29 protein-coding genes and 1 pseudogene are annotated in these 26,501 nt (G+C 61.9%); 14 read left to right on the forward strand and 16 right to left on the reverse strand.

Going from position 1 to position 26,501, the window contains the following annotated elements:
• Window positions 1-154: 154 nt before the first annotated feature.
• Window positions 155-1,177 carry a family 2 encapsulin nanocompartment cargo protein terpene cyclase gene (locus tag V3W40_RS32620; protein WP_330216394.1) on the forward strand — a complete coding sequence of 341 codons (1,023 nt, stop codon included), beginning with the start codon at window positions 155-157 and terminating at the stop codon, window positions 1,175-1,177.
• Window positions 1,178-1,180: 3 nt separating this feature from the next.
• Here the strand turns inward: V3W40_RS32620 and V3W40_RS32625 are convergent, their stop codons facing one another.
• The gene (locus V3W40_RS32625) at window positions 1,181-2,353 is read right to left on the reverse strand and encodes an MFS transporter (RefSeq protein ID WP_330216395.1); all 1,173 of its coding nucleotides are present in this window, start codon (window positions 2,351-2,353) and stop codon (window positions 1,181-1,183) included.
• Window positions 2,354-2,494: 141 nt separating this feature from the next.
• Between V3W40_RS32625 and V3W40_RS32630 the strand changes: the two genes are divergently transcribed.
• On the forward strand, window positions 2,495-3,082 hold the full coding sequence (locus V3W40_RS32630) for a TetR/AcrR family transcriptional regulator (RefSeq protein WP_065949029.1): 588 nt from the start codon (window positions 2,495-2,497) through the stop codon (window positions 3,080-3,082).
• Here the strand turns inward: V3W40_RS32630 and V3W40_RS32635 are convergent.
• Entirely contained in the window at window positions 3,066-4,421 is a 1,356-nt protein-coding gene (locus V3W40_RS32635; protein ID WP_330216396.1) for an MATE family efflux transporter, read from the reverse strand. The two genes, V3W40_RS32630 and V3W40_RS32635, sit on opposite strands and share 17 nt — an antisense overlap.
• A 121-nt stretch (window positions 4,422-4,542) precedes the next feature.
• On the opposite strand from V3W40_RS32635, the pseudogene V3W40_RS32640 reads away from it, so the two are divergent.
• Window positions 4,543-4,830 (forward strand): annotated as a pseudogene (locus V3W40_RS32640) (ABC transporter substrate-binding protein); the annotation flags it as partial.
• Window positions 4,831-4,860: 30 nt separating this feature from the next.
• On the opposite strand, the gene nadE reads toward V3W40_RS32640, so the two are convergent.
• Genes nadE through V3W40_RS32655 form a run of 3 tightly spaced genes read right to left on the reverse strand, consistent with a single transcriptional unit; the run spans window position 4,861 to window position 7,545 of the window.
• Window positions 4,861-5,667 (reverse strand): ammonia-dependent NAD(+) synthetase, encoded by an 807-nt coding sequence (gene nadE, locus V3W40_RS32645; RefSeq protein WP_330216397.1) that lies wholly within the window; start codon window positions 5,665-5,667, stop codon window positions 4,861-4,863.
• Window position 5,668: 1 nt separating this feature from the next.
• A complete protein-coding gene (gene pncB, locus V3W40_RS32650; RefSeq protein ID WP_330216398.1) occupies window positions 5,669-6,886 on the reverse strand; it encodes a nicotinate phosphoribosyltransferase in 1,218 nt (405 codons plus the stop codon).
• 11 nt (window positions 6,887-6,897) lie between these two features.
• On the reverse strand, window positions 6,898-7,545 hold the full coding sequence (locus V3W40_RS32655; protein WP_330216399.1) for a nicotinamidase: 648 nt from the start codon (window positions 7,543-7,545) through the stop codon (window positions 6,898-6,900).
• A 146-nt stretch (window positions 7,546-7,691) separates the two neighbouring features.
• Here V3W40_RS32655 and V3W40_RS32660 point away from each other — a divergent pair, with 146 nt between their 5' ends.
• Window positions 7,692-8,384 (forward strand): NUDIX hydrolase, encoded by a 693-nt coding sequence (locus V3W40_RS32660; protein WP_330216400.1) that lies wholly within the window; start codon window positions 7,692-7,694, stop codon window positions 8,382-8,384.
• Window positions 8,385-8,522: 138 nt separating this feature from the next.
• Here the strand turns inward: V3W40_RS32660 and V3W40_RS32665 are convergent, their stop codons facing one another.
• Window positions 8,523-9,296 carry an L-iditol 2-dehydrogenase gene (locus V3W40_RS32665; protein ID WP_330216401.1) on the reverse strand — a complete coding sequence of 258 codons (774 nt, stop codon included), beginning with the start codon at window positions 9,294-9,296 and terminating at the stop codon, window positions 8,523-8,525.
• A gap of 22 nt (window positions 9,297-9,318) precedes the next feature.
• Entirely contained in the window at window positions 9,319-10,629 is a 1,311-nt protein-coding gene (locus V3W40_RS32670) for an ABC transporter substrate-binding protein (RefSeq protein ID WP_330216402.1), read from the reverse strand.
• Between the two features lie 210 nt (window positions 10,630-10,839).
• Here V3W40_RS32670 and V3W40_RS32675 point away from each other — a divergent pair, with 210 nt between their 5' ends.
• From V3W40_RS32675 to V3W40_RS32685, 3 genes are all read left to right on the forward strand, one after another.
• A complete protein-coding gene (locus V3W40_RS32675; RefSeq protein ID WP_065924393.1) occupies window positions 10,840-11,778 on the forward strand; it encodes an AraC family transcriptional regulator in 939 nt (312 codons plus the stop codon).
• A 155-nt stretch (window positions 11,779-11,933) separates the two neighbouring features.
• Window positions 11,934-12,881: a nucleoside-specific channel-forming protein Tsx gene (locus V3W40_RS32680; RefSeq protein WP_065949036.1), complete on the forward strand. Its 948-nt coding sequence runs from the start codon at window positions 11,934-11,936 to the stop codon at window positions 12,879-12,881.
• A 14-nt stretch (window positions 12,882-12,895) separates the two neighbouring features.
• Window positions 12,896-13,924, forward strand: a complete 1,029-nt coding sequence (locus V3W40_RS32685) for a purine-nucleoside phosphorylase (protein WP_065949037.1) — start codon at window positions 12,896-12,898, stop codon at window positions 13,922-13,924.
• Between the two features lie 16 nt (window positions 13,925-13,940).
• On the opposite strand, the gene V3W40_RS32690 is transcribed toward V3W40_RS32685, so the two are convergent.
• The 3 genes from V3W40_RS32690 to V3W40_RS32700 all read right to left on the reverse strand — a co-directional run bounded on the left by V3W40_RS32690 (window position 13,941) and on the right by V3W40_RS32700 (window position 15,950).
• Window positions 13,941-14,900 (reverse strand): quinone oxidoreductase family protein, encoded by a 960-nt coding sequence (locus V3W40_RS32690; RefSeq protein ID WP_330216403.1) that lies wholly within the window; start codon window positions 14,898-14,900, stop codon window positions 13,941-13,943.
• Between the two features lie 30 nt (window positions 14,901-14,930).
• Window positions 14,931-15,104, reverse strand: coding sequence for a DUF1427 family protein (locus tag V3W40_RS32695; protein ID WP_330216404.1), 174 nt, complete (start codon window positions 15,102-15,104; stop codon window positions 14,931-14,933).
• Between the two features lie 69 nt (window positions 15,105-15,173).
• Window positions 15,174-15,950 (reverse strand): AraC family transcriptional regulator, encoded by a 777-nt coding sequence (locus V3W40_RS32700; RefSeq protein ID WP_065924389.1) that lies wholly within the window; start codon window positions 15,948-15,950, stop codon window positions 15,174-15,176.
• 116 nt (window positions 15,951-16,066) lie between these two features.
• Between V3W40_RS32700 and V3W40_RS32705 the strand changes: the two genes are divergently transcribed.
• Entirely contained in the window at window positions 16,067-16,309 is a 243-nt protein-coding gene (locus V3W40_RS32705; RefSeq protein ID WP_065924388.1) for a DUF6555 family protein, read from the forward strand.
• A gap of 16 nt (window positions 16,310-16,325) precedes the next feature.
• Window positions 16,326-16,589: a hypothetical protein gene (locus V3W40_RS32710; protein ID WP_027607511.1), complete on the forward strand. Its 264-nt coding sequence runs from the start codon at window positions 16,326-16,328 to the stop codon at window positions 16,587-16,589.
• A 44-nt stretch (window positions 16,590-16,633) separates the two neighbouring features.
• Here V3W40_RS32710 and V3W40_RS32715 read toward each other — a convergent pair whose 3' ends face one another.
• The 3 genes from V3W40_RS32715 to V3W40_RS32725 all read right to left on the reverse strand — a co-directional run bounded on the left by V3W40_RS32715 (window position 16,634) and on the right by V3W40_RS32725 (window position 17,838).
• A complete protein-coding gene (locus V3W40_RS32715; protein WP_074846300.1) occupies window positions 16,634-16,804 on the reverse strand; it encodes a metallothionein in 171 nt (56 codons plus the stop codon).
• A gap of 88 nt (window positions 16,805-16,892) precedes the next feature.
• Window positions 16,893-17,345, reverse strand: coding sequence for a DMT family transporter (locus V3W40_RS32720; RefSeq protein WP_065924387.1), 453 nt, complete (start codon window positions 17,343-17,345; stop codon window positions 16,893-16,895).
• Between the two features lie 4 nt (window positions 17,346-17,349).
• Window positions 17,350-17,838 carry a DMT family transporter gene (locus tag V3W40_RS32725; protein WP_027607513.1) on the reverse strand — a complete coding sequence of 163 codons (489 nt, stop codon included), beginning with the start codon at window positions 17,836-17,838 and terminating at the stop codon, window positions 17,350-17,352.
• 117 nt (window positions 17,839-17,955) lie between these two features.
• On the opposite strand from V3W40_RS32725, the gene V3W40_RS32730 reads away from it, so the two are divergent.
• The 3 genes from V3W40_RS32730 to V3W40_RS32740 all read left to right on the forward strand — a co-directional run bounded on the left by V3W40_RS32730 (window position 17,956) and on the right by V3W40_RS32740 (window position 19,738).
• On the forward strand, window positions 17,956-18,888 hold the full coding sequence (locus V3W40_RS32730; protein ID WP_065924407.1) for a LysR family transcriptional regulator: 933 nt from the start codon (window positions 17,956-17,958) through the stop codon (window positions 18,886-18,888).
• Between the two features lie 116 nt (window positions 18,889-19,004).
• Window positions 19,005-19,364, forward strand: coding sequence for a type II toxin-antitoxin system Phd/YefM family antitoxin (locus V3W40_RS32735; RefSeq protein WP_330216405.1), 360 nt, complete (start codon window positions 19,005-19,007; stop codon window positions 19,362-19,364).
• Window positions 19,361-19,738 (forward strand): type II toxin-antitoxin system VapC family toxin, encoded by a 378-nt coding sequence (locus V3W40_RS32740; protein WP_330216406.1) that lies wholly within the window; start codon window positions 19,361-19,363, stop codon window positions 19,736-19,738. Before V3W40_RS32735 ends, V3W40_RS32740 begins: the two co-directional genes overlap by 4 nt.
• Before the next feature lie 21 nt (window positions 19,739-19,759).
• Here the strand turns inward: V3W40_RS32740 and V3W40_RS32745 are convergent, their stop codons facing one another.
• From V3W40_RS32745 to V3W40_RS32755, 3 genes are all read right to left on the reverse strand, one after another.
• Window positions 19,760-21,079, reverse strand: a complete 1,320-nt coding sequence (locus V3W40_RS32745) for an Nramp family divalent metal transporter (RefSeq protein WP_065924385.1) — start codon at window positions 21,077-21,079, stop codon at window positions 19,760-19,762.
• A 41-nt stretch (window positions 21,080-21,120) separates the two neighbouring features.
• On the reverse strand, window positions 21,121-22,674 hold the full coding sequence (locus V3W40_RS32750) for a DUF726 domain-containing protein (protein ID WP_065924384.1): 1,554 nt from the start codon (window positions 22,672-22,674) through the stop codon (window positions 21,121-21,123).
• A 93-nt stretch (window positions 22,675-22,767) separates the two neighbouring features.
• On the reverse strand, window positions 22,768-23,550 hold the full coding sequence (locus V3W40_RS32755) for an AraC family transcriptional regulator (RefSeq protein ID WP_330216407.1): 783 nt from the start codon (window positions 23,548-23,550) through the stop codon (window positions 22,768-22,770).
• Window positions 23,551-23,654: 104 nt separating this feature from the next.
• On the opposite strand from V3W40_RS32755, the gene V3W40_RS32760 reads away from it, so the two are divergent.
• Window positions 23,655-24,512, forward strand: a complete 858-nt coding sequence (locus V3W40_RS32760) for an EamA family transporter (protein WP_137213016.1) — start codon at window positions 23,655-23,657, stop codon at window positions 24,510-24,512.
• A gap of 126 nt (window positions 24,513-24,638) precedes the next feature.
• Entirely contained in the window at window positions 24,639-26,447 is a 1,809-nt protein-coding gene (locus V3W40_RS32765; protein WP_065949041.1) for a monovalent cation:proton antiporter-2 (CPA2) family protein, read from the forward strand.
• Window positions 26,448-26,501: the final 54 nt, after the last annotated feature.

Here is a 26,501-nt window from a genome sequence, read left to right on the forward strand (position 1 = left end):
CCAGTTCTCCGAAAGAGTCGATTCCAAATAGAACTAAATGGCTGAATTGTATTTTGTGCCGGGCCTTCTACACTCAAAGATCAAACGCCCCAAGCCTTTCATGATCGTTGGTCCGCCGTAACGTCCAATGGCGTAGACACTGCGGATTCTTGCTATGAAAGACATCAAAAACCCACCGCCCCCCTCCCGGAAGAGTCCGGACCACCACACTGCCGCCCAGCTTGAGATACCGCCGCTCGAATGCCCACTTCCTGTCAGGGTGGATGAGACATTGGGCAATCACATCAATGACCTATTGCTGGCGTGGGTCAGGCGAGTGGGCATTTTCGAAGGCCAGTTGGAACAGGTACGGGCCTCGAATTTCGGGCGCTTTGCAATGCTGTGCCACCCCGACACCGATGCCCCGGAACGCTTGTTGCTTTCAGCAAAATGCATCGCGGCGTTGTTCGCGGTGGACGACCATTATTGCGACGACGAACGCAGTGGGTCTAACCCACGGCTATTGGGCCCTCGCCTGTCCCTGGCACTGGCCGCGCTGGACAAGGCGCACCTGACCCCACCACACGACCGTGCGCTGGAACAGGCGCTGAATCACGACCCGGTATTGCGTGGCCTACGGGGCTACATGCGCCATCTGGCTCGCTATGGCAGCGCGAATCAAATGGCCCGCGTTCGGTTGGAGACCATCGCCATGTTCGTGACCATGAACGCCGAAGCCTCATGGCGCATCGAACACCGTTCGCCTTCTGTCTGGGAGTATCTGGCCCATCGGCAGGTCAACAGTTTTTTACCCTGTATGGCACTGATTGATGTGGTCGGCGGCTATGAGCTGGACGCCGAAACATATTTCTGCGCGCCGGTACGAGAAGTCATCACCCTCGCCGCGAGCGCAACCATCATTGCCAATGACGTGTACTCCGCTCCCAAAGAGAGCGTGCCTGAAATAGGTGACTTCAATCTTCCGTTGCTGCTGGCCCAGGAACGGGGTTGCTCGTTACAGCAAGCCCTGTGGCTGGCAGCTGAAACTCACAATGAAATCGTGCGCCGCTATGAAACCCTGGAGCACCGATTGCTCATGCACGCCTCGCCGCTTCTCGAACGATTCCTGGACGGTGTGAAGGCATGGCTGGCAGGCAACAACGAATGGCACCGACACAGCGCTCGATATCAAGTATGAAACTCAACCCAACCGCCGATAGCCCAACACCGCTGCCCCCATCACCACCGCCCCCGCTGCCAACGCCACCCAGAACCCGCTGGCGGCGCCAAAATGGTCGATCATCCAGCCGGAGCTGGCGGCACCGATGGCCACGCCGATGCTCAGGCCGGTGATCAGCCAAGTCATGCCCTCGGTCAGGCGGCTCGCGGGCACGATCTTTTCCACCAGGGCCATGGAAACGATCAGGGTGGGGGCGAAGAACAGTCCGGAAATGAAGATGGCCACCGCCAGACCCGGAATGTTGCTGACCATCAGCAACGGCAAGGTGGTCAGCGCCGTGGCCGCGCCGCAGAACAGGAACTGCCGGGGCAGCGGCGCCTTGAGTTTTAGGGTGCCAAAGGCCAACCCCGCCAGGCACGAGCCGATGGCGTACACCGAAAGCACGATGCTTGCCGCCGCCGGTTGGCCCTGGTGCTGGGCAAAGGCCACGCTGACCACATCCACCACACCCACGATCACCCCCATGGCCAGCAGCAGGATCATCAGGATCAGCACCGACGGTGACGCGATCAGCCAGCCCTGATGGTGAGCGTGGTGCTCATGCACCGGGGGTTCGGTCGCGCGTTGCAGCACAAACGTGGTCACGCCAACCGCCAGCAGCAACGCGGCCACCAGAGGCCCGGCTTCGGGGAACAGCACCACGCTCAAGCCCACCGAAATCGGTGGGCCGATGATGAAGCACACCTCATCCAGCACCGATTCCAGGGCAAAGGCGGTTTGCAGCTTGGGCTGGCCGCGGTACAGCTCGGTCCAGCGCGCCCGCACCATGGCTGACATATTCGGCATGCAGCCCGCGAGGGCAGCAAACAGGAACAGCGTCCAGGTCGGCGCCTGCAACCGCGTGCACAGCAACAGCAACAACAGCGCCCCGCCACCGATCAAGGCGGCAATCGGCAGCACCCGGCCTTGGCTGTACCGGTCCACCAAGCGTGACACCTGCGGCGCACAAAACGCCGTAGCCAGGGCGAACACCGCCGCCACCGAGCCGGCCAGGCCATAACCGCCGTGCACTTGGGAAAGCATGGTGATCAGGCCGATACCGGCCATGGACACCGGCATGCGCGCCAGCATGCCGGCCAATACAAAGGCCCGGGCGCCGGGGACCTGGAACAACTCGGCATAAGGGTTTGCCATCCTGCTCAACCTCTTCCTGATGCCCTGGAACTTGCTATCTGCAGTGATCAAGGCAAAATACATACGGTGCGTATGTGACAAATCATGCGCAACATACGCAGCGTATGTCAATCTTTGACTTGCCCATTGTGAGCCCTACCCATGAGCCGAGCCCGTGCCGAAATGATCGAAGACACCCGCGCCCGACTGCTCGCCAGCGCACGCCAAGCCTTCGCCACCCAAGGCTATGCCAATACATCGATGGACGATTTCACCGCCCACGTCGGCCTGACACGCGGCGCGCTGTACCATCACTTTGGTGACAAGAAGGGGCTGCTGGCCGCCGTGGTTGCTCAACTCGATCGTGAGATGGACGCATGTTTGCAGCGTATCTCAGACGAAGCCCAAGACCCATGGAGCGGTTTTTGCGAACGCTGCCGCGCTTATTTGCGCATGGCCCAGGACGGCGAAATCCAACGCGTTGTGCTGCAGGATGCGCCGGCTGTATTGGGCGATACCGGCTCCCAGCAACACTGTGTCGAGTCGTTGCGCCAACTGCTGGAAGCCCTGATGCAGGCGGGCATCGTCCCTGGCGCACCGAGCCTGGCGCTGGCGCAGTTGATCAATGGCAGCCTGGTCAACACCGCCCTGTGGATCGCCCGGTCAGAACATCCGGATGAGCGTCTGGAGCAAGGTTTGCAGGGCCTGGAACTCCTGCTGCGCGGCCTGAAACTCACACCAACCGCTTGATCTGCTTATGCCGCCACACCAGCCGGTAGTACGCGGCCTGCAACCCCAGCATCGCCAGGTACGTTACCGGGAACGCCATCCAGACGCCTTCCAGGCCGAAGTGCGCATTCAGCAGGTACGCCATCGGTAGCTCGACACACAGCACGCAGAAGATCGAGATCGCCACGGGCATCAGCACCACGCCGCTGGCGCGCATGATCCCGCCGATCACGGCCTGGAAGCCGAACACGAGGATGCTCCACAGCATGATGTGCAGCAGGTGCTCGGCATTCACGCGTGCGGCGTCATCGGTGATGAACAACCCGAGCAACCAGTGCGACAACAGATAGCCCAGCACGATCAGGCCACCGGTCAGGCAGGTATTGATCAACAGTCCGGTACGCAGGATCGGCCCGATACGCTCCAGCCGCCCTGCCCCAATCGCCTGGGCCCCGAGGATCGAAGCAGTGATGGCAATCGACAGGGCCGGAAACTGCACGTAGTTGACGATCTGCGTCACCGCCCCATAGGCCGCCGTGGCCTGGGACCCATGGCCATTGACCAAGGCAAGGATGACCAACTCCGACAGCGACAACACCACCATCTGCAAGCCTGTAGGCAAGCCAATGCGCAGGACTTTGCCGAGGATGACGCGGTCCAGGCGCAAGGCCGCGAGCAGTTCGCGGTCCGGCGCCATCACATGGTTTTTATGGCGCAGGCGCAGGATCAGAAACAGCATCGCCGAGGCATTCCCCACCAGGCCTGCGTACACCGCGCTCTGGATCCCCAGGGGCGGCAGGCCAATCCAGCCGCGAATCAGCGCCGGGGTCAACAGCAGGCCGACCAGGGTCGAGACCATCAGCGCCAGCAGCGGCGAGATCGTGTCGCTGACCCCGCGCAACAGCTGGGTATAGAGGATAAATACCAGCAACAGCGGCATGATCAGCATCATCATCTGGGCATAGCCCACGGCATCGTCGAGCACATCCGCAGGCGTACCCAATGCCTGCAACGCCGGGCGCGCAAACAGGCTGCCCAGCACCGCTGCGATCAGGCCCACCAGCGCGCCGAGGGTCAGGGTGGCACCGGTAATCGCCTTGACCATCCCGGTTTCCTGGGCGCCCCAGGCCTGGCCAATCAGCACCGAAGCGCCGGCCCCCAGACCGATCACCAGGGCAATGAAGAAGAACACGATGGGGAACATCCCCGACACCGCCGCCAGCGCCTGGGTGCCGAGCATCTGCCCGACATAAATACCGTTGAGGGTGCCGGAAAAGCTTTGCAGGAAATTGGACAGCACCATCGGTGCCAGAAAGATCAGGTAGACCTGCCACAGCGGGCGTTGCACAGGGCTTTGCATGAAAAACGGGGCCTCGGAAAACTAAAGCGTCCGAGGGTTATACCGTAATTGGATCCTATCTTCCTGTGCTTTGCATGATGTGTGGATCGCCATCAGGCGCGGGTTCCGAGGCCCACATTGGATCTTCAGCATCACCCCGACTCAGGTCGCCACCCAGAAACGGCTCGGCGTGCCGATGGAATATGCACAGTCCAAGGAAGGCGCGGTGCTGCTCAACGTGGCCGCACGCGTGGTCGCACGCAATGACCAGCCGGAACGGGCGCAGAAACTCAACGCCTTGTTTCTGGCCGCCGAGGCTCAGGCACCGGCATTGGAAGAAGGCGACCAGATTCCGTCGAGCCCGACTACGCCGACCACCGACAAGACCCGAGCACGGGTGGACGCGATGCACAGTTACTTGCAGACGGCGAGTTGATCATTCCCACGCTACGTGGAACGATCATGGGGCGATGGGTAACGCACGTTTGTGGGCGGTCTTCAGGTAGGCGCGTTCCACGATGTCCCTCACCCGCTCACTCACCGGCTCGCCCATCAGGTACGCATCGATCTCTTCGTACGTGCAGCCATAGGCCTGTTCATCCAGTTTGCCCGGTGCGAGCTCTTCGAGGTCGGCAGTGGGCTGCTTGTGCACCAGGTTCGCCGGGGCGCCAAGGGCACTGGCCAGCAGGCGCACCTGGGTCTTGGTCAGGCCCGACAGCGGTGCCAGGTCGCAGGCGCCGTCGCCGAATTTGGTGAAGAAGCCCATCAATGCTTCGGCGCCATGGTCGGTGCCGACCACCAGACCGTTGTGCAGGTTGGCCACGGCGTACTGGGCGATCATGCGGGTGCGGGCCTTGACGTTGCCCTTGATGAAATCCACCTGGGCGGCGCTGGCTTCGGTGGCGCTGAGGCTGGCCATCAGGCCGTCGACGCTGGCGGCGATGTTCAGGGTGTCGATGTGGTCCGGGGTGATGAAATCCAGCGAGGCCTGGGCGTCACTCTCATCGGCCTGGGTCTTGTAGGGCAGGCGCATGGCGATAAAGCGCGCGGCGTAGTCCTCGGCCCGCAGTTGCTCCACCGCCAGTTGGCACAGGCGCCCAGCGGTGAGGGAGTCGACGCCACCGCTGATGCCCAGTACCAGGGCCTTGCAGCCTGAATGGCGCAAGGTGGTCTTGATGAAGTCGAGGCGCCGTTGGATTTCCTGGGCTTCACCGCCCTTCACCAATGTGCGATCGATGTTGAGTTCCTGCACGATACGTTCCTGCATGTCACACCTCCACGTTGCCGACATTGAATACCTTCGCTGCGTACTGCAAAAACGAGGGGTCTTCGCAGACGTTCTTCACCGGGTCATCGGAGAACTTCACCACCGGTTCGCCGTGTACGCGCACCAGCTTCATGACGATGCTCAGCGGCTCGACGCCTTCCACATCGCAAGCCAGACTGGTGCCCATGCCGAAACCGAACCTGGCCTTGCCACGGATGTGCCGCAGGATCGGCAGGCACTTTTCGAAGTTCAGGCCGTCGGAGAACATCAGGTCCTTGGTCATCGGGTCGATACCCAGCTGTTTGTAGCGGGCCAGCACCTTGTCGGCCCAGGCGATGGGATCACCGGAGTCCTGGCGCAGGCCGTCATAGAGCTTAGCGAAGTACAGGTCGAAATCCTTGAGGAAAAAATCGGTGCTGATGGTGTCGGTCAAGGCAATGCCCAGGCGGCCACGGTATTCATGCACCCAGTTTTCCAGGCCGGCGTTCTGGCTTTCGCGCAACCGCCCCAGTTGCTGGTGCACCATCATCCACTGGTGAGCCATGGTGCCGATCAGCGGCAAGTCGAATTCATAGGCCAGGTGCGCATTGCTGGTGCCGACGAACTGGCCGGGGAAGTCGCGGCGCATGATGTCCACCACTTCACGCTGGGCCTTGAACGACAGGCGCCGGCGCGTGGAGAAATCGGAGACACGCAGGTCGGCCAACTCGTCGCGGCTGAGGTTTTTCTCCAGCCAGTCGAACTTCTGGTAGAGCTTGCGGGTGACGTCTTCCAGGGTCACGTCGGGGTATTTGCCGCGGTTACGCAGCTCGCTGACCAGCGCCAGTACCGGTTGCTCGAACATGATGCAGTGCAGCATCGGCCCGACCACGCGGATGTTCAGTTGGCCGTCGACTTCGCTGACGTGGATATAGCGCAGGTTGAAGCGGAACAGACCGAGGAAGCGTTCGTAGTCGGGGGTCAGGTATTCGCGAAAGCGTGGGTTGAACAGAAAGCGCAGCTCGCCCTCACGCATCTGCAGGCCGGCCATGTTCTCAAGCTCGGCGCGCAACTCGGGGATCAGGTGGCCGAGTTTTTCCTTGGAGCGCACGATGAAGTTGTATTCCACATCGACATTCGGGTGCTGGTGCAACACCGCCTGCATCATGGTGAAGGTGTAGTAGTCGGTGTCGAGCAGGCCCTGGATCACCGGGGCTTCGTAGTTGTAGGCACTTTCCATGGTGTATCTCCTTAACGCGTGGCCATCGCGGCCAGTTCTTCGCGGGTGCTGCTGATGACGGCACCGGCCTTGAGCAACTCATTGACGGCCTGTACACCGCCCTCCTCGCTGATTCCCCGGCACGCCGGCAGGTGCAGGACCACCTCCAGGCCGGCCTTGAGCAGTTGCAAGGCGGAGGTCTTGACGCAGTAGTCCAGGGCCAGGCCGCCGACGATCACGCGGCTGACGCCCTGGGCCTTGAGGTACTCGATCACGCCGGTGGAGAGTTTGTCGTGCAGGTCGTGATAGCAGGCGCCATAGGGGTGCAGGTCGGGTTCGACGCCTTTCCAGATGAAGTAGTCGTAGTCATAGGGCGTGGGCAACTCGTCGAGCAAGGTAAAGCCTTCGGTGCCGGGTACGCAGTGGCTGACCCAGGTCACATCGGCGTGTACCAGGCCAGTGGGCTGGAGCATCTCGCTGTGCTGCATGACCACCCAGGGTGCGTGCGGGGTGTGGGCGTCCTTGCTGCCGACGCGGTGGCCGGCGAGGCTGGCCATGTAGTTGAGTTCGGCACCGATCCGGTCACCGCCGGCCACCGGCAACTCGTTGGGGCACAGCGGCGTGAAGCTCTTCTGGGCATCGACGTCGAATGAAGCAATGGCAGTTTTCGCAAGGGTCATGGCGGTTCTCCTGTGGCCTGGAAACAAAAGTACACGTCATGTACTTTCATTGCAAGAAACATTTATTTATCTATCCTGACGCAGGTACATGACATATCTGTTCGATCCGTTAGACTGTGCCCCACCGCTGTTCAGAAGGACGTCACATGCCCCTTAGCCCCTACCTCCATACCGTCGACCTGTGCGTGCTGTGCTACTGCCGCGCCGCCGGAGAACTCCAGTTGTTGCTGAACAAGCGCGAAGCCGAGCCCTTCGCCGGGCATTGGGCGTTGCCGGGGGTGGTGGTGAATGGCGGCGTGCAAGATCTGAGCCTCCAGGATGCGGTGGAACGCTTACGCGCCAGCAGCAAGGTCGGCCTGGAGCTGGCCTGGAGCGAGCAAGTGGGCACGGTGGGCGATGCGTTTCGCGATCCGCGTTGCTGGTCGTCGTCAACGTACTACCTGGCGATCGTCGCGAATGAGGTGGCGCCGAGTGAGCATCAAGGCTGGTTCCCGCTGCAGGCGGTGGCCGATGGCAGCATCAAGTTGCCGTTCGATCACAACAGCATCGTCGCGGCCGTGCAGGAACGCCTGTTTTCCAAGTCGCTGTACAGCAGCTTGCCGCTGATGTTCCTGGGCAATGAGTTCAGCGCGCCGGAGGCGACCACGATCTTTTCCCTGGTGCTGGAGCGGCCGGTGCTCAAGACCAGTATTCGCCAGCGCTTGTTGAAGCTGACGGAGGCGGGATATTTGCGCGAGACGGGGCGCAAGAAGCAGGGTGAAGGCGGCAGGCCCCAGGCGACGGTGGAGAACCTGAAGCCTGGGGCGGTTTACTTCTTTGATCGCAGTTTTGCCGACTAGGCACCCTTTTCAAGAACGATGCCGTTCAACTGTGGGAGGGGGCTTGCTCCCGATAGCGGTGTGACAGTCAGCAAATAGAGTGACTGATCCACCGCCATCGGGAGCAAGCCCCCTCCCACATTTTGAGCGGTGTATGGCTTAGTTCATCCAATTACCGCCATCCACGTTATAGGTTTGCGCCACTACGTAGTCAGCCTCTTTGGACGCCAGGAAGATCGCCATCCCGGTCAAATCCTCGGCCGTACCCATCCGCCCGAACGGCACCTCTGCCCCCACCCGCCGCTTCTTCTCGCCAGGCGCCAGGCCTTCATGCCTGGCGAACAACGCATCCACCCCGTCCCAATGCTCGCCATCCACCACGCCCGGGGCAATGGCGTTGACGTTGATGCCCTGCTTGATCAGGTTGAGCCCCGCCGATTGCGTCAGGCTGATCACTGCCGCCTTGGTCGCGCAGTAGATCGCCACCAACGGCTCGCCACGCCGCCCGGCCTGGCTGGCCATGTTGATGATCTTGCCGCCGTGACCCTGGCGGATCATCTGCCGGGCGGCGGCTTGCAGGGTGAACAGCGTGCCGGCGACGTTGATCGAGAACAGCCGATCAAAGCTGTCGCGGGTGATATCGACGATGGGCGCCAGGTCGAACAGCGCCGCGTTGTTGACCAGGATGTCGAGCTTGCCGACCTGGGCGACCACGGCGGCAATCGCGCTGTCGATGGAGGCCTGGTCGGTGACGTCCATCGCCACCGCGTAGGCCTGCGGGCCAAGTTCGGCGGCGGTGGCCTGGGCCCGCTGCAGGTTGATGTCGGCGATGGCGACGGTCGCGCCTTCAGCGATATAGGCCTGGGCAAACGCGCGGCCAATCCCGCGCGCCGAGCCGGTGATCAGCGCGCTCTTACCTTCGAGTCGTTTCATAAGGCAGGGTGTCCTTTGAACATTATTTGGGATAGCCGACGCGTTTCATTTCGCGCTCGGTGGTGGACTGCGCCTGGAGCAACGCCTGCTCGACCGACATGCCGCCCGTCAACGCCGCCGAGAACAGCTTGCCGACGGACGTGCCGATGGCCTGGAACTCGGGGATGGTCACGTACTGGATGCCCACGTACGGCACGGGTTTGGCCGACGGGTGCGCGGGGTCGGCGTGCCGCATCATCTCCAGGGTCACCTGGGCAAACGGTGCGGCCTGGAGGTACGACGCGTTATAGGTGGACTGGCGGGTGCCAGGCGGTACGTTGGTGATGCCTTCTTTATCGGCGACCAACTGGATGTAGTCCTTGGACGTGGCCCAGGCGATAAAGGCCTTGGCGGCGTCCTTGTGCTTGGACGTGGCCGGGATGGCCAGCGACCAGGCGTACAGCCAGGAGGAGCCTTTGTCGGTGACTTCGGTGGGGGCCGCGGCGAAGCCTACGCTGTCGGCGACCTTGCTCTGGCTCTTGTCGGTGGTGAAGGAGCCGGCGACGCTGGCATCGACCCAGATCGCGCACTTGCCGCTGTTGAACAACGCCAGGGTTTCGTTGAAGCCGTTGCTGGACACGCCGGGCGGGCCGTATTGCTTGAGGGTGTTGACGTAGAAGTTGGCGGCGGCGGTCCATTCGGGACTGGTCAACTCAGGCTTCCACTGCTCATCGAACCAACGCGCACCGAAGGCGTTGGCCATGGTGCTCAGCAGCGCGATGTTCTCGCCCCAACCGGCCTTGCCGCGCAGGCACATGCCGTATTGGCCGTTGTTCTTGTCGGTGAGCTTGGCGGCGAATTCACCGAGCTGCGTCCAGGTCGGGTGCGCCGGCATGCTCAGGCCGGCCTGCTTGAACAGGTCGGTGCGGTAGTAGGTGACGGTGCTTTCCCCGTAGAACGGCAAGGCATACAGGGTGCCGTTGACCGACAGGCCCTGGCGCACCGAGGGGAAGATATCGTCGGCGTCGTAATCGGCCGGCAATTGGGTCAGTGGTTCCAGCCAGCGCTTGGCGCCCCACAGCGGGGTTTCGTAGGTGCCGATGGTGAGCACATCGAACTGGCCGCCCTGGGTGGCGATATCGGTGGTGAGGCGCTGGCGCAGCACGTTTTCTTCCAGCACCACCCAGTTGAGCTGGATGTCCGGGTGCTGCTGCTCGAACACCTTGGAGAGGCGTTGCATGCGGATCATGTCGCTGTTATTGACAGTAGCGATGGTCACGGTGTCGGCTGCCTGGCTGGGCAAAGCCAAGGCCAGGCCGGAAAGCAGGAACAACGCTTGCGGAATCTTGGACATAGCGGTTTCCACCTGTTGTTTTTGTTGTTGAGGGCCGATTACAGCAGCTTGGGCCTAGCCCTCACAAACGCATGGCGCATGCGCGGCTGATACTTTTTTAACCGCTGGTTCAGGATCAAAAAAGTATCAGTGCCGGGCGAAACCGGGGGTAGCGCAGGTAGTGCCACCCGCGTATTTTGAGGCGACTGCACCCATAGAAGAGGCATCACCATGCCCGTCAGTCGCGCCAAGCTGTTCGAACACCGCCCCGCCGAGCTTGAGGTGATCCTGCCCGAGCCGCAGCACTGCTTTCGCTGGTTCGAACACGACTACCCTTACGATCTGGCGCGCTGGAACCACCACCCCGAATTCGAAATCCACCTGATTCGCCAGGGCAGCGGCAAGTTGGTGGCGGGCGACTATATCGGGGCGTTCAGTGCCGGGCATGTGGCGCTGATCGGCCCGGACCTGCCCCACGACTGGATCGGCGAACTGGCGCCCGGCGAACACCTGGCCGGCCGTGACGTGGTGCTGCAATTCGACGGCGCCGCCCTCCTCGCCCTGCGCGACACCCTGCCGGAACTCGGCGACTTGCACGCGCTGTTCGAACAGGCCCGGCGCGGCCTGGAATTCAGCGGCGACACCGCCGTGCAGGCCGCACGCTTGATGGAGGCCATCGGCAACGCCCACGGCCTGCAACGGCTGACCCTGTTCCTGCAACTGCTCGACAGCCTGAAAAACGCTCCGGCGCAGCAGGTAAAGGCCCTGGCCAGCCCCTGTTACGCCCCGACCCTGGACGCACGCAGCGCCGAGCGCATCAACAAGGCCTTCGACTACCTGATGCGCGAACTCACCGGCGACGTGCGCCTCTCGGTCATCGCCCAACAGTTGGACATGAGCGAACCGGGCTTCTCACGTTTCTTCAAGCGCAACACGGGCCATGGGTTTATCGACCTGATGCGCAAATTCCGCGTGCAACGCGCCTGTCGGTTATTGCTGCAAAGCGAGATGTCGGTGGCGGATATTTGTTTTGAAGTGGGCTACGCCAACCTGTCCAACTTCAACCGGCACTTTCGGATCGAGATGCACCAGACGCCCAGTGAATATCGCCGCGAACCGCCGATACACCTGTTCAACCCCATCGAGAAAATGACACCCAGTCATTTCTGATCAAAAGGTCGAGTAATTCGGCTTTTTTCCATGACATTCAATCCATTAAGCAAAGTTGGTACAGCCTGTGCAACCGTTTGCGGTACGAACTTGACCACCAAGTTCACCACGACCCGATGAATCGGGTTCAAACCGCGTACGAATAGGGACTTTCAATGCACCCCACCTCAAAGCCCCGTGCCTGCTTTGGTGTTTCCTTGCTACTGGCCGCCGTAACGGGAGTACTCAGCGCGCCCATTTTGGCGCAGGAAAAATCCGTGGATGACTCAGCACAGGGCGAAACCCTGAGCCCTGAGGCCAGCCCGGCGAAAAAAGGCGTCTATCTGTCGGAATGGTTCAACCAGGATCTGACACTGATCGGCAGTAAAGACATCAGCTTCGGCCCCAAGCCCCAGGATGATGTCTACCTGGAATACGAGTACTTCGGCCGCAAGGGGCCCTTCGAGTTGTACGGCTACATCGACGTGCCGAAGATCCTCGGTATCGGCAACAGTAACGACAAAGGCGCGTGGGACCATGGCTCGCCGGTCTTCATGGAGCACGAGCCGCGTATCTCCATCGACTACCTGGCCGGACGCAGCCTGGCCATCGGCCCGTTCAAGGAATGGTATGTGGCGTTCGACTGGATCTACGACCACGGCAGCAATAAGGCCAACCGCGCCAACACCCTGTACAGCGGCCTCGGTACGGACATCGACACCCATTCGCGAGTCAACTTGTCGGCGAACTTCTACGGGCGTTACCAGTGGGAAAACTACGGCGCCAGCAATGAGTATTCCTGGGATGGCTACCGCGCGCAGATGAAATACATCGTGCCCATCGGCAAGTTCGACAACGGCGCCTCGCTGACCTATATCGGTTTCACCAACTACGATTTCGGCTCGGACCTGCACAAGGACAACCCGGCGCGCACCGCCAACGCCCTGGTGGCGACCAACGTGCTGCTGTATTCCTTCACCCATCTGCGCTTTACCCTGGTCGGTCGTTATTTTCATAACGGCGGTAACTGGGAAGACGGCAGTGAGTTGAACTTCGGCGAGGGTAACTTCCGCGCCCGCTCCGACGGCTGGGGTTATTACGCCGGCGTGGGCTACCAATTCTGATCAAGGAGTATTAGATGAATACATTTACCCGTCTTTCGCTGGCCGTCGGCCTTGCCCTGCTGCCCCATGTAGTGCTGGCTGATTCTGCTGCCCCCATCAAGCCCAAGGTGATGCTGATCACCATGTTCGCCCCCGAGGCGCAAACCTGGATCGACCGCCTGGAACTCAAGCAGGAAGTGCGCGTGCCGGGCCTGTCCGCCGAATACCCGGTGATCCGCTGCAACACCCGGGACGTGTGCCTGCTGGTGACCGGCATGGGCCAGACCAACGCCGCCGCGTCCACCCTGGCCCTGGCGTTGTCGCCCAAGTTCGACCTACGCCAGAGCTATTTCCTGATCGCCGGGATTGCCGGGATCAGCCCGAAACACGGCACCATCGGCACTGCCGCCTGGGCCCACTACCTGGTGGAGTTCGGCACCCAGTGGGAGCTGGATTCGCGGGATGCGCCCAAGGATTGGCCGACCGGCTACCTTGGCATCAACACCAAGGGGCCCAACGAAAAGCCGCCGCTGGACTACAAGACCGAAGTGTTTGAACTGAACCCCAAGCTGCAGGCCAAGGCGTTCGCCCTGTCGCACACAGTCGAACTTACGGAAAGCAAAGAGTCCGCCGCCTGGCGCAAACACTACCCCGCCGCGCCCGCCAACCAGCCGCCGCAAGTCACCCGCTGCGACACCCTGGCGGGCAATACCTGGTTCTCCGGTACGCGCCTGAGCGAACGCGCCGAGGTGTGGACCAAGTTGCTCACGGATAACAAAGGCGAGTACTGCACCACCCAACAGGAAGACAACTCCACGTACGAAGCCTTGCTGCGCGCCAGTCGCGAGGGGTTGGTGGACATCCAGCGCCTGGCCGTCGTACGTGCCGGTTCGGACTTCGACCGCCCATACCCCGGCTACAGCGAAGTCGACAACCTGCTCAAATACGCCGACCAGGGCGGGTTCGTACCGGCGCTGGAAAACCTGTACCGCACGGGGAACCCGCTGGTACAGGCGATCCTCAACAACTGGTCGGCCTGGAAAAAAGGCGTTCCAGAAGCCTAGTGCCGCTCAAAAAGTGTCAAGGCAGGAAGATGATTTTGTCCGCGCTGCCTTGGTTCACCTCCCCATAGCATTGCACCCCATCGACCAGCGCCACCTCGCGCAGGCCGGTGGGCAGCGGCAACAAGCCTTCGTCGAAAAAACGTCCGAACTGCTCCAGCATCACCGCGCACTGCTCACAGTTGTAGAGCAATGAATTGATCCCCACCACCGAGCCGCCCTTGCGATACAGGGCCAGGGCCGGCAGTTGTACGTGACCGTCCACCGGCGCGGCAATGATCGCGATGCGACCGAACGGCGCCAGGCCTGCCACGGCCGCCGGCAGCCAGAAACCGGTGGTGTCGAAGATCACATCGGCGCCGCCCTTGAACACCGCATTGACCTGCGCGCCCAGCGCCTCGGGCTTGCCCAACGCAATCGCGTCGAACCCTTGCCCCTGCAATACCTCGACCTGATCAGCCTTGCGCACCGCTGCCAACACCTGCGCACCCAGGACCCTCCCCAAGGCTAATGCCGCGCTGCCCACCGCCCCATTGGCGCCGATCACCAGCAAGCACGTGCCTTTGTCCACGCCACTGCGCTGCAGCGCATCCCAGGCCGTGATGTAGGGCACACCCAGGCTGGCGGCCTGGGCAAAACTCAGGTGGGCAGGTTTGTGCGCCACGCCTTTGGCCGACACGGTGAGGTATTGGGCGTGGGAACCGTCGGCGAAAAAGCCCAGGTCGCGACCGGTGCCCCAGACCTCCTGCCCCACCAGCGCCTGCGGACCTTGCACCACCACGCCGGCGAAGTCGCGGCCAGGTATGCGCGGCACGGTGGTGTAGGGGAAACGCCCGAGTACGTTCTTCACGTCGCTGGGGTTGAGGCCCGCCGCCTTGATCCGTACCAGCACTTGATCGGCGGCCGGCACCGGCGTCGCGACGTCGACGAAGCTCAGGGCGGCAAGGTCGCCAGTGGTGGAAAATTGCAGTGCTTTCATTGCCAGTATCCATCGAAGGGAGAAAAGGAATCAGGACAACCAACCGCTGACCAACTGCCGGCCCATGGGCCAGAGTTTTTCGCCGAGCAGCATGCCCATCAGGCCCACCAGCGCAATGGCGGGCGGTGCGGGCGAGCGGAAGTCCAGGGCGCCGTAGATCACGCCGACAAAAAGGCCAATGCCAAGGGAGATCAGGTAACTCATGGGGGCGACGCCTGTTGGATTGATGGGCTTAGTGTAGGGAGCCCATCCCGGCAGCATCGGCCAAGGGCTTCAGGATTTCGGCCAACTCACGTACTGGGAAGGCGCCATCCCCAGTTCACGCCGGAACATGTCGCTGAAACTGCTCGGCGAATAGCCCAGGGAACGCGCGACAGCACTGACCGACTGGCCCTGGATCAGCTCGGCCACCGCCGTGGCCAATTGCACCTGGCGGCGCCATTCGGCAAAGCCCATGCCCAGGTGGTGCTGGAACAGTCGCGCCAAGGTGCGCACGCTGGCACCTGCCGCTTCCGCATGCTGCTCGAAAGGAATCTCCAGGGACGGCGCCGCCATGACCGCCTGGCACGCGCTGATCAGCCGGCGATCGGCCTCCACCGGCATGGCGATACGGATCTGCGAGCGGCGTGCCCGTTGCAACTCCAGCAGGGCCAGGCCGACCAAGGCGGCGTAATATCCCTCGTCACCGCTGTCGCCCTGTTCCACCAGCGTGACGATCAACTCACGCAGCAGCCCACCGACTTCAATCACTTGCACCTGGCTGTCCAATGTCGCCGCCAAGGCCGGACGCAAGTAGATATTGCGCATCTGCAAATCCGACACCACCCGGATGCCGTGCTCCACGCCCGGCGGCAGCCAGACCGCGCGCTGGGGCGGTACCACCAGGGCTTCACGAGGCGTCTCGACCCACATCACGCCGCTCATGGCATAGAGCAATTGGCCCCAGTCGTGGCGATGGGGCTCCACGTACAGGCCACGCGGGTAGGTGCGCGCCAAGGGTTGCACGGGGACGGCGTGATCACTGAGGTCGGGGGGTGCGGCCAGGGCCATGGGGAGCACATCTATCGGGAGTCAGCCGCCATGGTAATGACCACCGCCGGACAATCCGAGTGAATTTTTGCCGCCGAGGGCGATCACTTGCTTACACCACCAGGGTTGAGGGGCCAATGAATAACGCAAAACTGTTTGTGATCGACTACACCCTTCATGAGGAAGCCAAGTCATTCATTATTCGTCTGGAAAAGCTGGATACCTTGGAGGCCTGGCATTGGGCAAGCTGTGACGCCGGCGTGGGCCGTATCGGCCGTTTCGCCCGCGAGCGGGTGAAGAAAACCAGCCAGGAACAGGCCGAGAAATTCGGCATAAAAAACGTTCAATGGCGCCGCTCGGATGCGCGCGCCCAGGCTTGATCAAGGAGAAATGAGCATGGATTCAATCAACGGCAAGGCGCGCATCGATTACACCCGGGACACGTTGTTCGGGCCATTGGCCAAGCATGTCGAGTGCCAGGTGAGCGTGCAGCATAAGCCCGGCTGGCTGGTGCTGAAGGTGTTCCAGCCGCTGCCGGACGATTTGCATGATGCGCAGACCCTGGTGCTGGCCCTCGAAGGTCGACGAACCAGCGGCGTGGTAAAAGACAGCCGGCGCTTGTCCGACCACAGCCTGCGCCTGGAGCTGGAACCCCAGTAATCGATACGCAGGGAGCCCGCTATTCAGGCTCCCTGCGAACGTATTCAGCCTTTAGCCGACTTGGCGCACTCGCACCCCGTCGCCGCCGCACAAGGCTCGCCATGGGCATGGTGCTCGGCGCAGCCCTGGCAGCAATAGCCCTTACCGTCCTTCATTACCGCATCGACGCCCAGCACACACTTGCAATGTGGGCAGGCACAGGTTTGATCAGGCATGGCCAGACTCCTTCTTCATGGTCGTCCGGTGCGGCGGTTGCCGGCACCTTAAGCAGTGACTGCCAGGCCTCGGCGATGGTTCAAACCATCAGTCGGTGCGCGTATTGCTGCGGTACATGAACACCAAGGCCAGAGCCAGACACACCATCGCCAGGATGCGGCTGCTCGACAGTTCGACAGCCGGGTTGCCCAGCCAACCGAAGTTATCGATCAGCATGCCCATGCCCAATTGCCCTGTGATCACGGCCACGGTTGCCACTGCAGTACCGACCACCGGCACGGCCCCGACCATCACCATCATGTACACCACGCCGAACAATGCACCGGTCAGTTGCCATTTGGGCACGTCCAGCAGGCTGAGGACCTGGGCCGGTTCGAAGAAGAAAATCAGCAGCGCGGTGGTGAGCGCGCCCACTGCGAACGTCAGCAGACTGCTGCGCAACACGCCCACCGCCTGGCCGAGACGACCATTGATTGCCGCCTGCACACTCAGCACCGCACCGGCAGCAATCACCAGCACCAATAACAGAATCAGATTCATCGCCTTACCCTCGTGCAATCAGAACAAGTGCCGCCACAATCAACGCCAGGGCTATCCAGCGCTCGCCATTGACCCGTTTGCGTGCGGTGCCGAACCAGCCGAAATGGTCGATCAGCACGCTCTTGCCCACCTGGCCGGACAAAATCGCGATCATGGTCATGGCAATACCGATGTGCGGCGTGGCCAGGGTCAGCACCACCACATACATCGGCCCCAGGAACCCACCGATCAGTTGCCAGCGCGGCAACTCGGACAACGCCGGGCCCTTCTGCGGGCCGCTGAACAGCAGCAGCAAAAACAGAATCGCCGAGCCGACGCCGAAGATGCTCAAGGTTGCCCATAAATGCCCCACCTGGACGCCCAATGGCCCGAGCAACCCGGCCTCCACCGACAGGCCCATGCCCGCCAGGATCACCAGCGGCAACAACAGCAACCGTAAAAGGCTGTTTTTTGGCCTGGCTTGCGCCACACCCTCGATAGAACTGGCCTGCATACATCACCTGCGCGTCAATAAAGGAAACATGGCGCGCATTATCCGGTGGCCTGCCTGTGCGATAAATGGGAGTATGCCGACAACACCTTTGCGCACTACGCACAACCCGGAGGCCTGATGCAGGGCTTGAATGAATTGAGTTTCAAGGCGCTGCGCCTGTTCGTCGCGGTGCTGGATCACGGCAGCTTTTCCGAAGTGGCTCGCCGCGAAGGCCTGGCGCCCTCCTCCATCTCCCGGCAGATCCAACTGATGGAACAGGCCCTCGGCCAGCAGTTGCTCTACCGCCACACCCGCGCGGTGAGCCCCACCGAAGCCGGGCGCCTGCTGGGGCGACACGCGCGCTTGATGCTCGAACAGCTGGAAGCCGCCGGCCAGGCCCTGCAGGAACAGGAAAGCGAACCCAGCGGCCTGGTGCGCATCAACGCGCCGATGGTGTTCGGCCAGCGTCACCTGTCACCGTGGCTGGGCGAGTTATGCCGGCGCTACCCGAAGCTGCAACTGGACATCCAGCAAACCGACACCTTCGTCGACCCGCTGCAAGACGGCACCGACCTGCTGTTCCGTATCGGCGTGCTCAACGACTCCAGCATGCAGGCACGCATCTTCGCCCCCCAGCGCTTTCGCCTTGCCGCCAGCCCCGCCTACCTGGCCCGCCAGGGCACGCCCCAGCACCCCGAGGAACTGCTCCATCACCAGTGCCTGGCCTACAAGGGCATCACCGGCCAGCAACGCTGGTTCTTCCGCAAAGGCCAGGGCGACTGGACACCCTACAGCGTCAAGGGCCCGATCACCGGCAACCACGCCGACACCCTCACCCACGCCGCCGAACAAGGCCTGGGCCTGGTGGTGTTTCCGTCCTGGCTGATCGGCGAAGGCCTGCGTGCTGGCACCCTGCAAGCGGTACTGACGGAATATGAAGTGGCGACCACGCTGGAGCCGCAGCAGATCGCTGCGCTGTGGCCCGGGAGCCGACGACTGTCCCTGAAGGTGCGCACGGTGATCGATTATTTTGTGAAGTGTTTTGGGACGGTGCCGTATTGGGATCGATGAGCGGTTGAGGAATTTTCCGAGTAGTAAAAGTAGGCTCGGTCTGATTTAACGGGCCACTCTATTTTGGACCGGGTGCATTGGGGCAGACTTTGGCGATGTCTTTTTGGAGAGATGCTATGGTTTTCATGTACCCAAAGCCGTCGCGCGCTGAACGTGCGGCGGCAACCAGCGGTCGGCTCGTCTTGGATAGCTCACCCAGTTTTGGCTATATTTGGCCAAAATACGCGGAGCACCTCATGATTACCGTACCCTTGGGCGAAGCAAAGAATAACCTGTCAAAACTGGTGGATGACGCCGCCGCCGGCAAAATTATCACCATTGCCAAGCATGGACGTGCGATGGCGCAACTCGTCCCCGTGGGGAAATCCAAAGGTCAGCGAATTGGCGCGATGAAAGGAAAGCTCGTTGTCCCCGAGGACTTTGATGCGCCCCTGCCAGCCGATCTGCTGGATGCGTTTGAGGGCAGCCATCCATGAGGGTGCTGCTGGATACCCATGTTCTGCTCTGGGCACTGACTGACGACCCGAAGCTATCCAGCAAAGCCCGACGACTGATCGAGAATGCCGCAGAGATCTACGTCAGCGCGGCAACCTCCTGGGAAATGGCGATCAAGGTCGGCCTTGGAAAACTCGATGCAGACCTGGACGAAATCCGGGAGTACTGCCTTGAAAGCGGTTTCGTCGAACTGCCCATCACCTCGGAACACGCGATTGCCGTCAAGGATCTTGAGCCTCATCACAAAGACCCTTTTGATCGGCTTATCGTAGCGACAGCCATCAGTGAACCGATGAGACTATTGACCGCCGACACGCAGATTGCCCAGTACACATCCTTGGCAATCCTGGTATAGCCCGCACCCACGGCCTGGAACTCAGAACACCCACTGCCCAATCAACCACGCATTGGCGCCACTGATCAGCGCAAACAGAAACCACGCCAACACCCGAGTGTGCAGACGATTGACGAACGGCCCCATCAGCTGCTTGTCGCCGGTCATGCGGATCAACGGGTACAACGCAAACGGCAACTGCAGGCTGAGCACCACCTGGCTGAGGATCAGCAGCTTGCCAATGGCCTGGTCGCCCATCAACCACACCCCGAGAAACGCCGGGATCAGCGCCAGCCCACGGGTGATCAGGCGGCGTTGCCAGCAGGGAATGCGCAGGTTGAGGTAGCCCTCCATGATCACTTGCCCGGCGATGGTGCCGGTAAAGGTCGAGCTTTGCCCGGACGCCAGCAAGGCGATGCCGAACAGGATGCTGGCAAAGGCGCCGCCCACCAGCGGGTCGAGCAAGCGGTAGGCGTCCTGGATCTCCACCACCTCAGTGTGCCCCGTCTTGTAGAAGGCGGAGGCGGCGAGTATCAGGATCGCGGCGTTGACCAGCAGTGCCAGGGCCAGGGAGCCAATGGTGTCGATCCGGGCCAGCTTGACCGCGTCCTGTTTGCTGGCGAGGTCTTTGCCGATCAGGCGGGTTTGCACGATCGAGCTGTGCAGGTAGAGGTTATGGGGCATCACCGTGGCGCCGAGAATACCGATGGCCAGGTACAACGGCGCGGCATCGCTGATGGCCGACAGGGATGGGGTGAAGCCACTGAACACATCCGGCCAATACGGTTTGATCAGCACCAGCTCAATGAAGAAACACACGCCGATGGTCGCCACCAGCGCCAGCATGATCGCCTCCAGGCGGCGAAAACCACGGTTTTGCAGGGCCAGGACCAACAGCGTATCGAAGGCGGTGATGACAATACCGGTGGTCAGGGAAACGCCCAGCAGCAGGTGAAACGCCAGGGCGCAGCCGAGTACTTCGGCGAGGTCGGTGGCGATGATGGAGATTTCCGCCAGCACCCACTGGGTGCGTGCGGAGCGTTTGCTGTAGCGCTCACGGCACAGTTGCGCCAAGTCCTTGCCGGTAGCGATACCCAACCGCGAGCACAGGCACTGCACCGCCATCCCCGCCAGGCTGGCGAGCAATACCACGAACAACAGGCTGTAGCCGTAGCGCGACCCGGCTTCGATGGCCGTGGCCCAGTTGCCTGGGTCCATGTAGCCGATGGAGATCAGCAGGCCGGGGCCGGCGAACATCAGGATGCGCTTGAAGAAGGACGCCTTGGGGTCGACGGCAACGGAGCCGGCCACTTCCGGCGGGCAGAATGGAGCGGTAGCGATTTTCGGCAGGCTGAATTTCACGCGGTATCCCAGGCAAACATACTCGACAGGGGCTCAGCTTATCAGTCGGACGCAACCGTGCGCATCACCGTCTCCCGAGGCAGGTCAAACGCCTCCACGACCTGTACCACCAGGTCCATCTCCTGGTTCAAGGCTTCACGCTCCATGCGCTGGCGAATCACCCCGATCACCAGCACGGCCAGGGTGGTGATCGAGTACGCCGGGCCGGAAAACGCCCGTACACCGCTCACCAGCAACATCGCCGCCGCCAACGCCTGGCCGACCACCGGGATCGCGGAGGCCGCACCACGACGCAGGATAAACCCGGTCAACCCGGCCAGCGCCGTGCCGCTCAACGCCGTAGTGGCTGTTCGGCCGACATCGAAACGGCTGAACAGACCCAGCTCCTTTTGCGCCGCCGCCTTGAGTTCAGCGTCGAATACCTGGCGGTCGGCGTGGCTGAGTTTGTCCTTGTACTGCTCGAGCAGTTTTTCCGCGACCTGGGCTTCGAGGTCAGCCAGTGCCACCGTTTCAACGGGCTCGGCAAACTTGATTCCCAGTCGCTGCGCCACCTCTTCGGCAATCTGCCGATAGTTCACGCCATGGCCACGGGCAAGGTTCATAAAGCTGTCGCCGCCCATGCGCTGCAACTCGATGGCCAGCTTGAGCGGCTCGCGTACCGTGGCGTCAATCGACGCACTGCGCTTTTGCGCCATCAATTCGGCCAGGAACGCCAGCTCCTCCGGCCGCGCCTGCACCAGGGCCGCAAGCAAGTCGGTGTCCTCTTCGGCAAAGCGTACCTCGCTGCTGCGCTGGTCGGCGCGGATCACGCCGCGCCGCTCATGCAAGAGGTCGGTGTACTGCACCACGGTCTGCAACTGCGGCCAGTACGCGGCATGATCAAAGGTAGCCAGGTGCACATTGGTAACCTTGGCCTTGAGTGCCGGCGTCACCGGGATCGCATACCGGCCGATGCACCGCTCGGTGTCCGGCTTCATGGCCAGGGCCCAGTCCTTGCTGGAGTGGCAATTGATCACCCGCCCCTTGAGCGGCGCACACACCTCATCCCAAGGGCTGGACGTACAGATCGCTCCGCCCATCAACAGCAGGTTGTCCAACGGCAGTTCCCGTGCGGTATCCGGGCTGGCAAGCAGGCTCTTGACCAGAATCCGCGCCCCCAGGGAATGCCCGATCAGGTTGATACGCCGCACCTGCAGCGCCTCGCCATGCAGGTAGCTGGCCAGCTCCGGCAGTAAGCTCCTGGCCACTTCCTCCACCCGCGCCTCGACGCTTTTGTAGTGGTCGAGAAAATAGGCAATCGCCTTGCCCACGCCGACGGTCGCGGCACCGATGCTGCCACCACCCAGCATCGCGGCGATCACCTCCTTGAAGGGCGCAAACAGGTTTTCCAGAAAATGCCCCGCCGGCCAGAACAGCATCAGGTTGGTCGAACCCTCGATACCCGCCAGCTGTTGCTTGAAATTGCCCAGCTGTTGCCGGTTAAAGAACGCCGAGTAACCGTGAACATAGAGATTGAGCACATCGCCCTGAGGCTCGCCGCACAATACGAACGTGGGCTTGCGGGTGCGGTGCATTTCATCCCACTGGTGCTGCATGGGCCGGTGACTCCTGGTAACGAGGGACGGCGATAATAACAAAGGGAGGCCTGTAGAACGGTGAATCCTGACCGGCGTGGCGGTCGCGAAGGCTCAGAACTGCGCCGCAGCCTTTGATTTGGCCAGGTAGCGCGCCGGCGAATCCCCCAGGTTGCGCCGGAACACGGAGGTGAATGCACTGGAACTGCTGAACCCCAATTCGAACGCGACATCGGTGATGGACGTGCCATGGCTTAGCCGTGCGGTGGCTTCCAATAGGCACACCTGCTGGCGCCAGGACACGAACGTCATCCCCGTGCCCTCGTAGAAATGGCGGGTGAAGGTGCGCCGACTCATGTTCGACCAATCAGCCATCTCGTCGAGGGTGATTTTCTGCGTGGGCGCATCCAGGAAGCGCTGACACGCTCGCGCCAGCCGCGGCTCGCACGGCAATGGCGCGCTGAGTGGCAGCTCGGGCATGGCTCCGATTTCATCAATCAACAGCGTCAGCACGCAGTGATGCCTCACGCTGGGTAATGCCGAGGAGTCGATAGCCAGCGCCGCCTCCAGTAAATGCCTGAGCAGGGGCGACACTTCAAACACCTGGCAGCGGTCCTGCAACCGCGCCCGCTTAGCGGCATCGGCGTCCAGGTAGGTATTGAGCATCACCACATCCCCGCGCATATGCATTTCATGGGGCACACCACCCGGCACCCAGATCGCCCGTTGCGGCGGTACCACCCAGTTGCCGAGATCGGTGAACATTTTCAGCGCGCCGGTGGAGGCATAGGCGAACTGCCCACGTGAGTGCGTGTGCCGCTCAAAGACGGTGCCGCAAGGGTATTCGCGCAGCGTTACCACGGCTTCTGGGCTGGCGGAATCAAAGGTCGGAATCATGGCCCGATTCTGTCAAAAGATGGCCTTGCATAGCAAGCGGGCCAACCCGCCGCTCCCCTAACATCAACGCCCTCGAAAAAGCGTCATGACCAAGGGAACATTCCATGCTGAAAAAACACCTAGCGCTAGCCGTGCTCGTCACCCTGGTATGGGGGGTGAATTTCCCCATCACCAAACTCGGCCTGCGCTCGGTCGACCCTTTTGTCCTCACGGGCATCCGCTTTTCCCTCGCCGCCCTGCCGCTGGTGTTCTTCATCAAGCGCCCCGCCGTCAAATTCAGCTACGTGGCCGCCTACGGCGTCATCTTCGGGCTGGGCATGTGGGGCGTGATCAACTATGGCATCGAGAGGGGTGTGAGCCCCGGCATCGCGTCATTGATCATTCAACTCAGCGTATTTTTCACCATGGGCTGGGGTTGCGTGTTGTTCAGGGAAACACTCCGCGGGACGCAAATGGCGGGTGCATTTATGGCCCTGATCGGCCTGGCAGCTATCATCTCCACCCGAGAAGGCAGCCACGCAGTGCTGGGTGTGATGTTGATCGTACTCAGTGCGCTGGCCTGGAGCGTGGGTAACGTCATCATCAAGAAGTCGGGGGTCACTGAGGTCTTCTCGTTCATGGTGTGGGCCAGCCTGTTTCCGCCGATCCCGTTATTTCTCATGGCTTGGCTGATGCATGGCAGCGCGCCGTTCGAAGGTTTGCAATCCAGCCTCGACATCATTGCGATCCTGTCCATTCTGTTTCAGGTGTACCTGGCGACGCACTTTGCCTACTGGGGCTGGAACTCGTTGCTCAAGCTGTACCCGGTGTCCACGGTGGCGCCACTGTCGTTGTTGATTCCGGTGTTCGGGATCAGCAGTTCGATGCTGCTGATTGGCGAGCGCGTTCCCGCGCCAGACCTGATCTCGATTGCGATCATCATCGTCGGCCTGGCCGTGGGTTTATACCGCAAGCCGGTGTGAACCGCCCGCCGCCAGACACACACTGGCGTGTTGTCCCCTCAAACGCAGCAAAAACACAATTTTCGAAAGGTAAAAAGCGCTCTAATACCCTCCTGTCGATTGGTTTTAAAGATCCTGGAGTTCGCAATGCCCCATGAAGGCAATCTGTTACAAGCAGCCGTGGTGTTCCTGCTCGCCGCCGTGCTGACCGTGCCCCTGGCCAAGCGCCTGCAATTGGGCGCGGTGCTGGGCTATCTGTTTGCCGGCGTGATCATCGGTCCGTCGGTGTTGGGCCTGATTGGCAACCCGCAAAGCGTCGCGCAGTTCTCCGAACTGGGCGTGGTGTTGCTGCTGTTTATCATCGGCCTGGAGCTGTCGCCCAAGCGTTTATGGGTGATGCGCAAGGCGGTATTTGGCGTCGGCCTGGCCCAGGTGCTGCTCACCGGCCTGGTCATGGGAGCGGTGGCGTTGTGGCTGTTTGGCCAGTCGTGGAACAGCGCAATCGTGCTCGGCCTTGGCCTGGCGCTGTCGTCCACCGCGTTCGGCCTGCAAAGCCTGGCCGAGCGCAAGGAGCTGAACCAGCCCCACGGGCGCCTGGCGTTTGCGATCCTGCTGTTCCAGGACATCGCCGCGATCCCGTTGATTGCCATGGTGCCGCTGCTGGCCGGCAGCGATCATCCGACCACCGAAGCCCAGGGCCTGCAACACGTCCTGCAGATCCTCGGCAGTATTGCCGTGGTGATCATCGGCGGCCGCTACCTTCTGCGGCCGGTGTTTCGCATCGTCGCCAAGACCGGCCTGCGCGAAGTGTCCACCGCCACCGCCCTGTTGGTGGTGATCGGCACCGCCTGGCTGATGGAACTGGTGGGTGTGTCCATGGCCCTCGGCGCCTTCCTCGCCGGCCTGCTGCTGGCGGACTCGGAGTACCGCCACGAACTGGAATCCCAGATCGAGCCGTTCAAGGGCCTGCTGCTGGGGCTGTTCTTTATCAGCGTGGGCATGGGCGCCAACCTCAGCCTGCTGCTCAGCTCACCGCTGGTGGTGATCGGCCTGACCCTGCTGTTGATCGGTTTGAAGCTGCCGCTGCTGTACGCCGTGGGCCGCATGGTAGGTGATCTCAACCGCGAAAGCGCCCTGCGCCTGGGTGTGGTGCTGGCGGCGGGCGGTGAGTTCGCCTTTGTGGTGTTCAAGATCGGCCGCGACCAGGGCCTGTTCGAACCGCACCTCTACGACGTGCTAGTGCTGACCATCACCCTGTCCATGGCCGTCACCCCGCTGTTGCTGCTGGTCTGCCCCAAGCTGTTCAAGCCCAAGGTCAAGCCGGTGGAAGTACCGGAGGAATACCGCACCATCGAAAGCGATGCGCCGCGCGTGGTGATCGCCGGCATGGGCCGTATGGGCCAGATCGTCGCGCGGATCCTGCGCGCGCAGAACATCTCCTTCATCGCCCTCGACACCTCGGTGGAAACCATCGAGCTGACCCGCAGTTTCGGCGGCATGCCGGTGTTCTACGGTGATCCGCAACGTCCGGAGATCCTGCACGCCGCCAAGGTCGACCAGGCCGAGTTCTTCGTGATCGCCATGGACGACCCGGAGATCAACATCAAGACCGCCGAACTGGTGCGCAACCTCTACCCGCACATGCAGATCATCGCCCGTGCGCGTAACCGCCAGCACGTGCACCGCCTGGTGGACCTCGACGCCTCGCCGGTTCGCGAGACCTTCTACTCCAGCCTGGAAATGAGCCGTCGCACCCTGGTGGGCCTTGGGTTGACCCAGGCCCAGGCCGATGCCCGCATCACCCGCTTCAAGCACCACGACCTGCAAGTGCTCGCCGCCCAGCACGCGGTGTACGACGATGCGGCCAAGGTGATGCAAACCGCCCAGGAAGCCCGGGCGGAACTGGCGCGACTGTTTGAGATGGATCGGCTTGAGGAAGAGTCCGACAAGGTGTGAGGCTAAGGGCGAACGATATTGCGAATTTTCTGACAGAATGTGCCGCAATCTCGT

Source organism: Pseudomonas sp. AM8, assembly GCF_036346475.1.
GTDB lineage: Bacteria > Pseudomonadota > Gammaproteobacteria > Pseudomonadales > Pseudomonadaceae > Aquipseudomonas > Aquipseudomonas marginalis.